We start from the raw sequence: 13945 nt of genomic DNA, 5'->3' as shown, positions 1-13945 counted from the left end.
CAAATGCTTGAAATGTACAGATTAGGAGTTAAACAGTAATGAACATCGTTGAGGAAAAATGGTCAGAAATCATAGAATATCTTCGGGTAGAACACGATTTATCCAATGTATCTTTTACAACATGGATCCTTCCGTTAAAAGTATATAACGTGGTTGATAATACCGTGTTCATCCTGGTAAATATGAATTCCAGCGTCGATTATATTGAGAAAAAGTACCTTCTGCCTCTGAAGGTTTCTATCGCAGAGGTTACAGGAATTGAATATGAAGTCACTCTCATCTCCGAAGAGGATGAAAGACTTGCCACAATTGAAGAGATGGCATCAAAAGCAACAGAAAAAAAACATACCAGATCTGCTGCTGAGAAAGCAGGACTGAATCCCAAGTATACTTTTGATACCTTCGTTGTAGGCGGTAATAATAATTTTGCACACGCCGCATCCCTTGCAGTGGCGGAATCTCCGGGAGAAGTATATAATCCTTTGTTCCTTTACGGAGGTGTTGGTCTTGGTAAGACACATTTGATGCATTCTATTGCACATTTTGTATTGAATAAAAATCCGAAAAAGAGGGTTCTTTATGTAACAAGTGAAACATTTACCAATGAACTGATTCACGCTCTCAAGAACGGAAAAGAAACATCCATGGCAGATTTCCGTGATAAATATCGCAACAATGATGTTCTTCTTATTGATGATATTCAATTCATTATCGGAAAAGAAAGTACGCAGGAAGAATTCTTCCATACGTTCAATCATTTACATACATCCGGAAAACAGATCATTATCTCCAGTGACCGTCCTCCAAAGGATATCGAAACACTCGAAGCAAGACTTCGTACCAGATTCGAGTGGGGTCTGATCGCAGATATTTCCGCTCCGGATTATGAAACAAGAATGGCTATTCTTCAGAAAAAAATAGAGCTTGACCATCTGGAAAAATATAATATTCCTAACGATGTTCTGGAATATATTGCTACAAATGTTAAGAAAAATATCCGTGAGCTGGAGGGATCCCTGAACAAACTGATTGCTCTTTACCGTCTGGAACAGAACAAGAGAGAAATCGATATCCCCCTTGCAGCTGAAGCATTAAAGGATATTATTTCTTCTGAAAATAACCGTGTCGTTACTCCTGAACTGATTCTTGATATCGTATCCGATCATTTTGGAATTTCAGTTTCAGATATAAAGAGTGGAAAGAGAAATGCCGACCTTGCGACTGCAAGGCAGATTGTCATGTATCTTTGCAGAAATATGACAGATGTACCTCTCAAATCCATCGGATTTCTTCTTGGAGGCAAGAATCACTCTACGATTAAGCACGGAGTAGAAAAAATAGAAAAAGAAATCAAAGAAAACGAAACATTAAACAATACGGTTGACATTATTAAGAAAAAGATTAACCCTATTTAAAAATGTTCATAACTTTGTCAATTATATGTGGACAACCTGTTAATTGCTTTTTGATAACTTTTCCGTTACAGAGAATGAAAAAAGTTGTCCTCACTACATCAACAGACAATTTTTGAGATTTCAACGTAGTTTTTGAACGTGAAAATCCTTGAAAATAAAGGGCTGAAGGCACTTATCCACTTATCCACAGCCCCTACTACGAAGAAGACGAAATTATTTTATATTATATATTTATAACAGCGCGTGAAAGGAGTTATACACATATGAAAATCATATGCACAAAATCAAATCTGGTCAAAGGAGTGGGTATCGTATCAAAAGCAGTTCCTTCCAAGACCACAATGCCTATATTGGAGTGTATTCTCATTGACGCTACCATGGACATTATCAAATTAACTGCCAATGATATGGAACTTGGCATTCAGACAGAAATAGAAGGAGAAATCATCGACCACGGAATGATTGCAATTGATGCAAAGATATTTTCAGAGATTGTAAGAAAACTACCGGACAATGAAATTGTAATCGAGACCAATGAAAACCTTCAGATGACCATTACCTGTGAAAAAGCGAAATTCGATATTTCAGCAAAATCAGGAGAAGATTTTTCTTATCTTCCTATCATCGAGAAAAACGAGACGATCCTTCTTTCTCAGTTTACGCTGAAAGAAGTAATCCGTCAGACTATATTTTCTATCGCTGACAATGAAAGCAATAAATTAATGACAGGAGAATTGTTTGAGATCAATAACAACGTACTGAGAGTTGTTTCTCTTGACGGACATAGAATTTCTATCCGTAAGATTCAGCTGAAACAGGAATATCCTGACAGAAAGATTATTGTTCCGGGAAAAACACTGATTGAAATCAGTAAAATTCTTTCGGGTGAGGTAGAAAGTGAAGTATGTATCTACTGTACAGATAACCACATTGTGTTTGAATTTGATCATACAGTGGTGGTTTCCCGTCTGATAGAGGGAGATTATTTTAGGATTGACCAGATGCTCTCCAGTGATTATGAGACAAAAGTAAGAATCAATAAAAAAGAACTCCTTAACTGTATAGACAGAGCAACTCTTCTGGTAAAAGAAGGGGATAAAAAACCTATAATTATTAATATTGGCGATGAGATTATGGAACTTAAGATCAAATCACAGCTTGGTTCCATGAATGAAGAGATATTTATTACCAAAGAAGGTAAGGATTTAATGATTGGATTTAATCCTAAATTCCTGATTGATGCTCTGAGGGTTATCGATGACGAAGAAGTTGATCTTTATCTCATGAATGCAAAGGCACCATGCTTTATCAAGGATGAGAATGAAAGCTATATTTATCTGATTCTTCCGGTAAACTTTAATGCTATTTAGAGAAAAGCAGGTGAAAAAATATGGAAATTATAAAATTAAGAGAAGAATTTATCAAGTTAGGCCAGGCTCTTAAGGCTGCTGGACTGGTGGAGTCGGGAGTGGAGGCAAAAGAAGTGATTCAGGACGGACTGGTAGAAGTAAATGGAGAAATCGATACCAGACGCGGGCGGAAACTGTATGCCGGAGATATAGTATCTTTTGACGGAGAGAAAATAAAAATTGAAGATTAACTCTTTGAAATTAAAGAATTTTAGAAATTATGATCTTTTGTCACTGGAATTTGATCCTGCTACTAATATTTTCTATGGGGATAATGCACAGGGAAAGACCAATATTCTGGAGTCGGTTTATCTCTGTGCGACTACCAAGTCTCATAGAGGGACAAAAGACAGAGATTTAATTCAGTTTGAAAAAGATGAGTCTCATATTGAAGTATTAGTGGAAAAAAAAGGAATGGTTCATCAGATTGACATGCATCTGAAAAAGAACAGTCCCAAGGGGATTGCCATTAATAAAATTCCTATCAGGAAGGCCAGTGAATTATTTGGAATTATCAATATTGTTTTTTTCTCACCGGAGGATCTGAATATTATAAAAAACGGACCTTCGGAGAGAAGAAGATTTGTCGATCTGGAATTGTCCCAGCTTGACAGAGTATATCTTAGCAATCTATCTAACTACAATCGAATTGTGAATCAGCGTAATCATTTATTAAAGGATATATACAGACAGAACAGTCTCATAGATACTTTAGATATATGGGATTTGCAATTGATTGAGTATGGGACAAAGATTATTGAGGCAAGGAAGATTTTCATCGAACAGGTAAACGAAATTATTTCCGGAATACACAGAAAACTTACCGGTGAGAGGGAGGATCTTTTTCTCATATATGAGCCTAATACGGGTAATTATACGCTGGAACAGGCCTTAATCAAAAACAGGGAGAGAGATTTAAGAATGCAGAGTACTTCTGTAGGACCTCACAGAGACGATGTATGTTTTCAATCAGGAAATATAGATATTCGTAAATTCGGTTCGCAGGGACAGCAGAGAACGGCAGCATTATCTCTGAAACTTGCAGAGATAGAGATGGTAAAAAGGATCACGAGAGATAAACCGGTTCTTTTACTTGATGATGTTTTGTCTGAACTGGACAAACACAGGCAAAACTATTTATTAGATAGTATTGATGATATACAGACATTGATCACCTGTACGGGGGTTGATGAATTTGTCAATCATCGTTTTTCTATAAACAAAATATTTCATGTCCATGAAGGACAGGTAACAGGAGAGAACTAGGAGGATAATATGAGTACAGAAAAGGTACAGCATGAATATGGAGCAGATGAGATTCAGATTCTGGAAGGACTGGAAGCTGTAAGAAAACGTCCTGGTATGTATATCGGAAGCACCTCATCTCGAGGACTTCATCATTTGGTTTATGAAATCGTAGATAATTCTGTGGATGAGGCTCTGGCCGGATTCTGCGATACGATTACAATTACGATCAATGAGGATAATTCAGTTACAGTTGTGGATAATGGACGTGGAATACCGGTAGGTATTAATCACAAATCCGGGCTTCCGGCAGTAGAGGTCGTATTTACAGTACTTCATGCCGGGGGAAAATTTGGCGGTGGAGGATACAAGGTGTCCGGAGGTCTTCACGGAGTGGGAGCTTCTGTTGTAAATGCGCTCTCAAACTGGCTTGAAGTTGAAATCTGCAATGAAGGAAAAATATATAAACAGCGGTATGAGAGAGGAAAAGTCGTACAGAAGCTGGAAGTTATAGGAGAATGTGAAGCTGGAAAAACAGGAACTAAGGTTACTTTCATGCCGGATGATACGATTTTTGAGGAAACAGTATTTGACTATGATATTTTAAAACAGCGTTTTCGTGAGATGGCATTTCTTACAAAGGGACTTCGAATTATCCTCCGGGATGAAAGGGAAGAAAATGTAAGAGAGAAGACCTTTCATTACGAGGGAGGAATCAAGGAATTTGTAACCTACTTGAACAGAAGCAAGACTGCTCTCTATGAGGATGTAATTTACTGTGAGGGAACGGTAAATAATGTTCAGGTAGAGGTGGCTATGCAGCATAATGATTCTTACAGTGACAATACTTATGGATTTGTAAATAATATTACAACTCCTGAGGGTGGTACACATATTGTAGGATTCAGGAATGCTCTGACCAAGACATTTAATGACTATGCAAGAAAGAATAAGATATTAAAGGACAGTGAACCAAATCTGTCCGGTGAAGATATAAGAGAAGGATTAACTGCAATCGTCAGTGTTAAAATTGAGGAGCCTCAGTTTGAAGGGCAGACGAAGCAGAAGCTTGGAAACAGTGAAGCAAGAGGTGCGGTGGACAGCATCGTAAGTAAGCAGCTGGAGATTTATCTGGAGCAGAACCCGGTGGTTGCAAAGATGACCATTGAAAAATCCGTACTTGCCCAAAGGGCAAGAGAAGCTGCAAGAAAGGCAAGAGATCTCACCAGAAGAAAATCAGCACTTGATGGAATGGCACTTCCGGGTAAACTGGCAGACTGTTCAGATAAAGATCCGAGCAAATGCGAAATCTACATCGTAGAGGGAGATTCAGCCGGAGGTTCTGCAAAGACTGCAAGAGATCGTGCTACTCAGGCTATTCTTCCGCTTCGTGGAAAGATTCTGAACGTGGAAAAAGCAAGGCTGGATAAGATATACGGCAATGCAGAGATTAAGGCAATGATTACTGCATTTGGAACCGGTATCCATGATGATTTTGATATTTCAAAGCTTCGTTATCACAAGATTATTATTATGACGGATGCCGACGTGGACGGTGCTCATATCAGCACGCTTCTGTTGACATTTTTATATCGTTTTATGCCTGAACTGATCAAACAGGGATATGTATATCTGGCTCAGCCGCCACTTTACAAGCTTGAGAAAAATAAAAAGGTATGGTATGCATACAGCGATGAAGAGTTGGATTCCATTTTGAAAGAAGTAGGAAGAGATACGAACAATAAGATTCAGAGATATAAGGGTCTGGGAGAAATGGATGCAGATCAGCTTTGGGAGACGACCATGGATCCGGAACACCGTATCCTGCTTCGTGTTACTATGGATGATGAATCTACATCAGAGCTGGATCTTACATTTACAACTCTGATGGGTGATAAAGTTGAGCCAAGAAGAGAATTTATTGAAGAAAATGCAAAATATGTACAGAATTTGGATGTATAGGAGAGGATAAGAGATGGAAGACAATATTTTTGATAAAGTCCACGAAGTGGATTTGAAGAAGACGATGGAGACTTCTTACATCGACTATGCCATGAGCGTTATCGCCTCCCGTGCACTGCCGGATGTAAGAGATGGTCTGAAACCGGTGCAGAGAAGAATTCTGTATTCTATGATCGAGTTAAACAATGGTCCGGACAAACCGCATAGAAAATGTGCGCGTATTGTCGGTGATACCATGGGTAAATATCATCCTCACGGAGACAGTTCCATTTATGGTGCCCTGGTAAATATGGCACAGGAATGGTCTACCAGATATCCGCTGGTGGATGGTCATGGAAACTTTGGTTCTGTAGATGGTGACGGCGCTGCGGCTATGCGTTACACAGAGGCAAGACTGAGTAAAATTTCCATGGAAATGACGGCAGATATTAACAAGGATACGGTTGATTTTACTCCTAACTTTGATGAGACGGAGAAGGAGCCGGTGGTGCTTCCTTCCAGATTTCCGAATCTTCTTGTAAATGGTACATCCGGTATTGCTGTAGGAATGGCTACCAATATTCCTCCTCATAATCTGAAAGAGGTTATTAATGCGGTAGTTAAAATTATTGACGATCAGATTGATGAAAATGGTGAAACTACCATGGAAGATATCCTGCAGATTGTGAAAGGACCTGATTTTCCGACGGGTGCCATGATTCTGGGTACCAGAGGAATTGAAGAGGCCTACAGAACAGGACGAGGAAAGATACGCGTTCGCGCGGTGACGGATATTGAATCCATGCCAAATGGCAAGAGCAGGATTGTCGTAACCGAACTTCCTTACATGGTAAATAAGGCCCGTCTGATTGAAAAGATTGCAGAACTGGTAAGGGATAAGAAGCTGGATGGAATTACCGAATTAAGTGACCAGTCCAGCAGAGAAGGAATGCGAATCTGCATCGAACTTCGCCGTGATGTGAATCCGAATGTACTCCTGAACCAGTTATATAAACATACACAGCTTCAGGATACTTTTGGCGTGATTATGCTTGCTCTGGTAAATAACGAGCCGAAGGTAATGAACCTTCTGGATATGCTGAATTATTATCTTCTTCATCAGGAAGAAGTAGTGACACGACGCACAAAATATGAGTTAAATAAAGCAGAAGAGCGTGCACATATCTTAAAAGGTTTATTGATTGCTCTGGATAATATTGACGAGGTAATTAAGATTATCAGAGGTTCCTCCACTGTACAGACTGCAAAGACTGAATTAATGGAACGATTTGAGTTATCCGATGTACAGGCACAGGCTATCGTAGACATGCGTCTGCGTGCTCTTACCGGTCTGGAAAGAGAGAAGCTTGAGAATGAGTACAATGAGCTGATGGTAAGAATCGGTGAATTAAAAGCAATTCTTGCAGACAGAAAACTGCTTCTCGGTGTGATTAAGAAAGAAATTCTGATTATCCGCGATAAATATGGTGATGAGAGAAGAACATCCATAGGATTTGATGAGTATGACATTTCCATGGAAGATCTGATTCCGAAGCAAGATGTTGTGATTACCATGACGAAGCTTGGGTATATAAAGAGAATGTCTCATGATACTTTCAAGGCTCAGAACCGCGGAGGTAAGGGAATCAAGGGTATGCAGACTCTGGAGGAAGATTATGTAGAAGAGCTGTTTATGACTCACAGTCATCATTATATCATGTTCTTTACAAATACCGGCCGTGTATACCGGATGAAGGCATATGAGATACCGGAAGCAAGCAGAACTTCCAGAGGAACAGCCATTATAAACCTTCTTCAGCTTCAGCCGGGAGAGAAGATTACAGCTGTTATCCCGATAGATGAGTACAGGGAAGGCGAGTATCTGTTCATGGCAACGAAGAAAGGTCTGGTAAAGAAAACCCCGATCAGAGAATACATGAATGTGAGAAAGACCGGACTTGCTGCCATTACACTGCGAGAAGAAGATGAACTGATCGAAGTGAAATATACAGATGATGATAAGGATATTATTCTGGTTACAAAATATGGACAATGTATTCGATTCAATGAGAAGGATGTCCGCTCAACAGGAAGAACATCTATGGGTGTAAGAGGTATGAATCTTACAGATCGGGATGAAGTAATTGGCATGCAGCTGGATTCTCAGGGAACTCATCTTCTGATCGCTTCAGAAAAAGGTATGGGAAAACGGACTGCCATGGAAGAATTTACTCCTCAGAATCGTGGAGGAAAAGGAGTAAAATGCTATAAGATTACAGAAAAGACCGGAAATGTGGTAGGTGTGAAAGCAGTAGATGAAGATGACGAGATTATGATCATCAATACAGAGGGAATCGTCATCCGTATGAAATGTGATGGAATCTCTGTTCTTGGAAGAATTACTTCCGGTGTAAAACTGATTAATCTGGAAGATAAAATTACCGTTGCAAGTATTGCAAAAGTACGCAAGGGTGATGAAGAAAATGTAAATGAGAACGAAAATGGAAATGAAATCGAAAATATGGAGGGGGAGGAATCATAGATTCATCGCCCCCGACATAATACATCCGCCTTTGGCGCCACAGCTTTTAATTTCATCAAATTGTGAATCATTAAATTTTATACCGCCGATTGCATAGACCGGAAGGTCTGTGCATTGACAGACATTACGAAGGAATTCCGTCCCACGGGGAGGGATTCCTTTTTTGCAGTCTGTGGTATAAATATGTCCTGCGGTTAAATAATCAGCTCCCAGTTTTACTGCTTCTAAAGCATCTTCTGTGGAATGTACAGATGTGCCGATCAATTTAAAATACTCCAGTTGATTATATTTTTCCCGAAGAACGGAAAGCGGAAGATGAATAGCTTTGCAATTCAGTTTTCTGGCAGCATTTATAAAATTGTGCAGGATACAGGGAACCTGATAGGAATTGCATATATCCATTACCTGACGTGCAAGAATGAGATATTCTTCCTCTTCCATGTCTTTTTCCCGGAGAATCACAGCATGTGGATGGAGGCGGCAGACCCGTTCTATCTGTTCCGGCAGCGGGCGGGAACAGATATGACGGTTTGTCACTGCAATAACATCATTGTAATTCATTATTTTGATACTCCTGTTAAGGGTGAGGATGCGCTTGCACCTTTCTCAATCACTTTTCCACATCCGGATAAATAAGCCATTCTTCCGGCCTGGATAGCAAGTTTAAATGCTTCTGCCATAAGAGGAATATTGCCCGCGCTGGCAATCGCAGTATTTGCCATAACAGCAGCAGCACCCATTTCCATGGCTTCACATGCCTGAGAAGGACGTCCTATACCTGCGTCTACGATAATAGGAAGATCAATCTCATCGATCAGAATACGGATGAAATCTTTGGTGCAAAGTCCCTTGTTAGAACCGATTGGTGCACCAAGAGGCATAATACATGCAGCACCTGCGTTGACCATTGCTCTTGCGGCATTCAGATCAGGGTACATATAAGGCATAACAATAAATCCTTCTTTTGCAAGAATTTCAGTTGCTTTGATCGTTTCATAATTATCCGGAAGGAGATATTTAGAGTCTGGGATTACTTCCAGTTTCACAAAATTACTTCCGCATATCTCTCTGGAAAGTCTGGCAATACGGACAGCTTCCTCCGCTGTTTTAGATCCGGAAGTATTGGGAAGCAGAGTTACATGATCCGGAATATAGTCCAGAATATTGGTAGTATCCTGCTCACTGGTGCGGCGAAGTGCCATGGTAATAATCTGAGCTTCTGCTTTTTCAACACATGCCTGAATCAGTTCCAGAGAATATTTACCGGAACCTAATATAAAACGGGAGGTAAATTCATGACCTCCAATGATTAATTTATCGTCTGTAAAATTCATAATATCAGTCCTTCTTTCTTTTGTTTTCCAGAATTAGTCTGGTAATCATATTTGCTTCATGGGCAGCACAGATAGCTACCCTGGGTGCCATAAGTCCGTTACCCGGTGCGGATTCGCTGGTCTCATCCCCGCATAAATAGAAATTTGATGTAATCTTCCTGGTGCGGATTTTATTACTGTCTCCATATCCGGCCATTCCCGATGCGGCAACTATTTTCTTTCCTGGGAAATGTTCTAGTATACCATTTACCAGTATTGCCTTTGATTCAGGGTCGTCAAAAGCCTCACATATGATGTCATTTTCCTGAAATAATTCACAAATATTTTCTTTAGTAACCTTTACACAGCTGGTTCTGATATCCAGATAAGGATTAATTTTCATAAGAATAGAAACAATAGCTTCTGTCTTATACATACCAATATGCTCCATAAAATACTGCTGACGGTTCAAATTCGTGATATCTACAATGTCAAAATCAATCAAATGAAGATGTCCTACTCCGATTCGGGCAAGGTAACATGCCACATTGGAACCAAGACCTCCCAATCCGGCGATTGCAACATTTCCACTGGTGAGCTTTTCCTGTATTTCAGAGGAATGGCGGTTGATGAGAGCTTCCGATATCTGTTCTCTGGTAAGTAAATTCTGCATAATCTAGCCTCCTCCTACAAAACTGACCACTTCCAGATGATCTCCATCATTTAAAGAAACAGAAGTATACTCTGATTTGGGAATAATATTTCCATTTAATTCAACAGCAATCCGATTTAATTTGTATTGATTCTGTTCCAGATATTCAGACAGTGTCATAGGCAGAGTTAAGAAAATTTCATTTCCATTTACCGTTATCATAAATCCTCCTTTCCGATAGAAAAAAAGAAGTCCACAAAGAAATACACCCGTGGTGGTGCACCCCTTCATGAACTTCTGTTCAATCTCAATTATTACAATATGTAATTCAGATTCAGTATAAAAATATATGAGTAAAATGTCAATTATTTTTTACTGTTCAAGTTCCCGAATAATAATTTCAGCAACCTTTTTTACAGTATTGGCAACAAATGTTGTACACTGTGCTTTTCTTTCCGGAGAATTTTTTTCTTTCCCTTTTGTAAGAACACGACAGCAGGTAGCTCCACAGGTTTCTTTAAAATAATCATGAAGCTCGTTAGTAAGTTCAAAACATTTCGTAATCTTCGGATCACCTGGTGTTTTTCTTCCAAAGAAATATCCGAGACACATCGTTCCACCTGCAAGTGCACCGCAGATACATCCTCCGCCGCCAAGACCCCATGGAAATCCGGAACTCATAGCAATGGCGTCATCTGACAAATCAATTTCAAAATGTTTTCTGATTGCATAAATTACAGATTCAGAACAGGCAAATCCGGAATTAAAAATATCAACAGCATCCTTCTGAAGCTGTTCCATATCAATATTAGTAGTCATAGAGAAACCTCCTTTGATTTTCTTAAATATATTTTATAACAATTGGTATGATTTGGAAAGTTTATTTTTCGTTGACTTGATTTTAAAGCTGCATTGCTATTATACTATTTAAAGAAAGCAAAAGATAAGGAGGACAACAATGCGTACAGTTAATGTAAGTGAAATTACGAAGAATATCAAAGAAATGTGTATTGAAGCCAATCACTTTCTTTCTAAAGATATGGATGATGCGATGAGACAGGCTGTAGAGACAGAAGAGGCACCGCTGGGAAAACAGATTTTAAATCAGCTTCAGGATAATCTCCGCATTGCCGCTGAGGATATGATTCCAATATGTCAGGATACCGGAATGGCAGTCGTATTCCTGGAAGTAGGACAGGAAGTTCATTTTGAAGGCGGAAGTATAACGGAGGCTGTCAATGAAGGGGTCCGCCAGGGATATGTAGAGGGATTCCTGCGTAAATCAGTAGTTGGAGATCCGATTATCCGTGAAAATACGAAAGATAATACCCCGGCTGTTATTCATTATAATATAGTGGACGGCGATAAAGTTAAGATAAAAGTTGCTCCAAAAGGATTTGGCAGTGAAAATATGAGTCGTGTATTCATGTTGAAGCCTGCTGATGGTATAGAAGGAGTAAAGAATGCTATTCTTACTGCAGTAAAAGATGCAGGTCCAAATGCCTGCCCTCCAATGGTTGTAGGTGTCGGAATCGGCGGTACCTTCGAAAAATGTGCTCTGATGGCAAAGGAAGCATTGACAAGAGAAGTTGGGACACATTCAGAAATTGAATGGGTGAAATCTCTGGAAGAAGAGATGGTTGAAAAAATTAACGGACTCGGAATCGGCCCCGGTGGTCTCGGAGGAAGAGTGACTGCACTTGCCGTTAATGTAAATACCTATCCAACTCATATAGCAGGTCTTCCGGTGGGAATTAATATCTGCTGTCATGTGAACAGACATATTATCAGGGAGGTATAGAGATGGAAAAATATATTCAGGCACCAATTACAAAAGAAGAGGCACAGAAGCTGCGTGCAGGTGATTACGTCTATATTACCGGTACTATCTATACTGCCCGTGACGCAGCTCATAAGAGAATGGATGAAACTCTTAACAGAGGTGAGAAGCTTCCGGTTGATATCGAAAATCAGATGATCTATTATATGGGACCATCCCCTGCAAGAGAAGGAAGACCAATTGGTTCTGCCGGTCCTACGACAGCAAGCCGTATGGATAAATATGCTCCGAGGCTTCTGGATCTGGGACTTGGAGCAATGATAGGAAAAGGAAAAAGAAGCCAGGCAGTGCTGGATGCCATCGTGAGAAATCAGAGTGTTTACTTTGCAGCTGTTGGTGGAGCGGGAGCATTATTATCAAAATGTATCAAAAAATCAGAAGTAGTTGCCTACGATGATCTGGGAGCAGAAGCAATCCGCAAACTGGAAGTAGAAGATTTTCCTGTGATTGTAGTGGCAGACTGTGAAGGCAATAATCTGTATGAGACGGCGATTAAGGAGTATCAGAAATAATGAAAAGAATTATTATGATGGTATTAAGAAATATTCTTCTTGTGCCATATATGTGGATAAAACTTTGTTATCATGCATCTCATGTGGATAAGTATACAGAAGAAGAACATTATGAAATGCTCCGCTTTATTACCCGTCGTGCAAATATTGGCGGAAATGTAACGGTAGATGTGCATGGACAGGAAAATATTCCGGATCAAGATGGATTTATGTTCTATCCAAATCATCAGGGGCTTTATGATGTACTTGCAATTCTGGATGTATGTCCTCATCCCTTCTCTGTTGTAGCAAAGAAAGAAGTTCAGAATATACAATTTCTGAAACAGGTGATTGCCTGTATGCGTGCATATTTGCTTGACAGGGATGATGTCCGTCAGGCAATGCAGGTAATTATCGATGTAACAAAAGAAGTAAAGAATGGAAGAAATTATCTTATATTTGCAGAAGGAACACGTTCTAAAAATGGAAACCATCCCGGAGAGTTTAAAGGTGGAAGCTTTAAAGCAGCTACAAAAGCACAATGTCCGATTGTACCGGTAGCTCTGATAGATTCATTTAAACCTTTTGATACGAATACGATTAAACCGGTAACAGTTCAGGTACATTTTCTGAACCCCCTATATTATGAAGAATATAAAGATATGAAGACTAATCAGATTGCAGCAGAAGTAAAGAGAAGAATTGAAGAAGTAATACATGCAAATACGTCTGATTAAAAAGAAAAGAAAAATATAAAAAAACATGTTGACAAGTAAACAAGGGGATAGTATAATAACCCTTGCTGGAGAAATACTCAAGAGGCTGAAGAGGCGCCCCTGCTAAGGGTGTAGGTCGGGTGACCGGCGCGAGGGTTCAAATCCCTCTTTCTCCGTTAAGGCGAAAACTGCTGAGAAAGTTCAGTAGTTTTTTGTTTGCCTTATGAGGCGTGGAAGCAAATAGAAGTTTTAACAAAACTTCCTATTATCAGACGCTGAAATGTGAATGTCAAAAAAAGTTGAAAAAAGTTTAAAAAAACTATTGACAAACACATATGAATCATGATATTATGTTTGAGCTGACTCAGTGAGACAGCAAAA

Annotated in this window: 14 protein-coding genes and 1 tRNA gene; 10 read left to right on the top strand and 5 right to left on the bottom strand. The window is 39.5% G+C overall.

Annotation, left to right across the window (positions count from 1 at the left end; all coding sequences use genetic code 11):
* Positions 1-38: 38 nt before the first annotated feature.
* The 6 genes from dnaA (at position 39) to gyrA (ending at position 8552) form a co-directional block, all read left to right on the top strand.
* Entirely contained in the window at positions 39-1415 is a 1377-nt protein-coding gene (gene dnaA / locus ACQRCC_RS09785; protein WP_427850636.1) for a chromosomal replication initiator protein DnaA, read from the top strand.
* A 263-nt stretch (positions 1416-1678) separates the two neighbouring features.
* A complete protein-coding gene (gene dnaN, locus ACQRCC_RS09780; protein WP_427850635.1) occupies positions 1679-2785 on the top strand; it encodes a DNA polymerase III subunit beta in 1107 nt (368 codons plus the stop codon).
* Between the two features lie 20 nt (positions 2786-2805).
* Positions 2806-3015, top strand: a complete 210-nt coding sequence (locus tag ACQRCC_RS09775; RefSeq protein WP_427850634.1) for an RNA-binding S4 domain-containing protein — start codon at positions 2806-2808, stop codon at positions 3013-3015.
* The gene (gene recF / locus ACQRCC_RS09770; protein ID WP_427850633.1) at positions 3005-4090 is read left to right on the top strand and encodes a DNA replication/repair protein RecF; all 1086 of its coding nucleotides are present in this window, start codon (positions 3005-3007) and stop codon (positions 4088-4090) included. The genes ACQRCC_RS09775 and recF overlap by 11 nt, the downstream gene beginning before the upstream one ends.
* Positions 4091-4099: 9 nt before the next feature.
* Entirely contained in the window at positions 4100-6031 is a 1932-nt protein-coding gene (gene gyrB / locus ACQRCC_RS09765; protein WP_427850632.1) for a DNA topoisomerase (ATP-hydrolyzing) subunit B, read from the top strand.
* A gap of 13 nt (positions 6032-6044) precedes the next feature.
* Entirely contained in the window at positions 6045-8552 is a 2508-nt protein-coding gene (gyrA, locus tag ACQRCC_RS09760; protein ID WP_427850631.1) for a DNA gyrase subunit A, read from the top strand.
* Here the strand turns inward: gyrA and ACQRCC_RS09755 are convergent.
* The 5 genes from ACQRCC_RS09755 to ACQRCC_RS09735 all read right to left on the bottom strand — a co-directional run bounded on the left by ACQRCC_RS09755 (position 8547) and on the right by ACQRCC_RS09735 (position 11336).
* Positions 8547-9113 carry a thiamine phosphate synthase gene (locus ACQRCC_RS09755; RefSeq protein ID WP_427850630.1) on the bottom strand — a complete coding sequence of 189 codons (567 nt, stop codon included), beginning with the start codon at positions 9111-9113 and terminating at the stop codon, positions 8547-8549. The two genes, gyrA and ACQRCC_RS09755, sit on opposite strands and share 6 nt — an antisense overlap.
* Positions 9113-9886, bottom strand: a complete 774-nt coding sequence (locus tag ACQRCC_RS09750) for a thiazole synthase (RefSeq protein ID WP_427850629.1) — start codon at positions 9884-9886, stop codon at positions 9113-9115. The genes ACQRCC_RS09755 and ACQRCC_RS09750 overlap by 1 nt, the downstream gene beginning before the upstream one ends.
* Positions 9887-9890: 4 nt before the next feature.
* Positions 9891-10538, bottom strand: coding sequence for a sulfur carrier protein ThiS adenylyltransferase ThiF (thiF, locus tag ACQRCC_RS09745; protein WP_427850628.1), 648 nt, complete (start codon positions 10536-10538; stop codon positions 9891-9893).
* A 3-nt stretch (positions 10539-10541) separates the two neighbouring features.
* Positions 10542-10739 carry a sulfur carrier protein ThiS gene (thiS, locus tag ACQRCC_RS09740; RefSeq protein WP_427850627.1) on the bottom strand — a complete coding sequence of 66 codons (198 nt, stop codon included), beginning with the start codon at positions 10737-10739 and terminating at the stop codon, positions 10542-10544.
* A 150-nt stretch (positions 10740-10889) separates the two neighbouring features.
* On the bottom strand, positions 10890-11336 hold the full coding sequence (locus ACQRCC_RS09735; protein ID WP_427850626.1) for a C-GCAxxG-C-C family (seleno)protein: 447 nt from the start codon (positions 11334-11336) through the stop codon (positions 10890-10892).
* Between the two features lie 139 nt (positions 11337-11475).
* Between ACQRCC_RS09735 and ACQRCC_RS09730 the strand changes: the two genes are divergently transcribed.
* From ACQRCC_RS09730 to ACQRCC_RS09715, 4 genes are all read left to right on the top strand, one after another.
* Entirely contained in the window at positions 11476-12318 is an 843-nt protein-coding gene (locus ACQRCC_RS09730; protein WP_427850625.1) for a fumarate hydratase, read from the top strand.
* Positions 12319-12320: 2 nt separating this feature from the next.
* A complete protein-coding gene (locus tag ACQRCC_RS09725) occupies positions 12321-12869 on the top strand; it encodes a Fe-S-containing hydro-lyase (RefSeq protein ID WP_427850624.1) in 549 nt (182 codons plus the stop codon).
* The gene (locus tag ACQRCC_RS09720; RefSeq protein WP_427850623.1) at positions 12869-13585 is read left to right on the top strand and encodes a lysophospholipid acyltransferase family protein; all 717 of its coding nucleotides are present in this window, start codon (positions 12869-12871) and stop codon (positions 13583-13585) included. Before ACQRCC_RS09725 ends, ACQRCC_RS09720 begins: the two co-directional genes overlap by 1 nt.
* Before the next feature lie 67 nt (positions 13586-13652).
* Positions 13653-13740: transfer RNA gene (locus ACQRCC_RS09715), tRNA-Ser, on the top strand.
* The last annotated feature ends 205 nt before the right edge of the window (positions 13741-13945 follow it).

This window comes from Sporofaciens sp. SGI.106 (assembly GCF_050314255.1).
GTDB lineage: Bacteria > Bacillota > Clostridia > Lachnospirales > Lachnospiraceae > Claveliimonas.
This window is presented reverse-complemented; position numbering and strand designations above follow the sequence as displayed.

Coding starts and splice junctions, on each gene's coding strand:
- gyrA (WP_427850631.1), top strand. CDS start 6,045: ATGGAAGACAATATTTTTGATAAAGTCCACGAAGTGGATTTGAAGAAG.
- ACQRCC_RS09730 (WP_427850625.1), top strand. CDS start 11,476: ATGCGTACAGTTAATGTAAGTGAAATTACGAAGAATATCAAAGAAATG.
- dnaN (WP_427850635.1), top strand. CDS start 1,679: ATGAAAATCATATGCACAAAATCAAATCTGGTCAAAGGAGTGGGTATC.
- ACQRCC_RS09735 (WP_427850626.1), bottom strand. CDS start 11,336: ATGACTACTAATATTGATATGGAACAGCTTCAGAAGGATGCTGTTGAT.
- dnaA (WP_427850636.1), top strand. CDS start 39: ATGAACATCGTTGAGGAAAAATGGTCAGAAATCATAGAATATCTTCGG.
- ACQRCC_RS09755 (WP_427850630.1), bottom strand. CDS start 9,113: ATGAATTACAATGATGTTATTGCAGTGACAAACCGTCATATCTGTTCC.
- gyrB (WP_427850632.1), top strand. CDS start 4,100: ATGAGTACAGAAAAGGTACAGCATGAATATGGAGCAGATGAGATTCAG.
- ACQRCC_RS09720 (WP_427850623.1), top strand. CDS start 12,869: ATGAAAAGAATTATTATGATGGTATTAAGAAATATTCTTCTTGTGCCA.
- ACQRCC_RS09750 (WP_427850629.1), bottom strand. CDS start 9,886: ATGAATTTTACAGACGATAAATTAATCATTGGAGGTCATGAATTTACC.
- thiS (WP_427850627.1), bottom strand. CDS start 10,739: ATGATAACGGTAAATGGAAATGAAATTTTCTTAACTCTGCCTATGACA.
- ACQRCC_RS09775 (WP_427850634.1), top strand. CDS start 2,806: ATGGAAATTATAAAATTAAGAGAAGAATTTATCAAGTTAGGCCAGGCT.
- thiF (WP_427850628.1), bottom strand. CDS start 10,538: ATGCAGAATTTACTTACCAGAGAACAGATATCGGAAGCTCTCATCAAC.
- ACQRCC_RS09725 (WP_427850624.1), top strand. CDS start 12,321: ATGGAAAAATATATTCAGGCACCAATTACAAAAGAAGAGGCACAGAAG.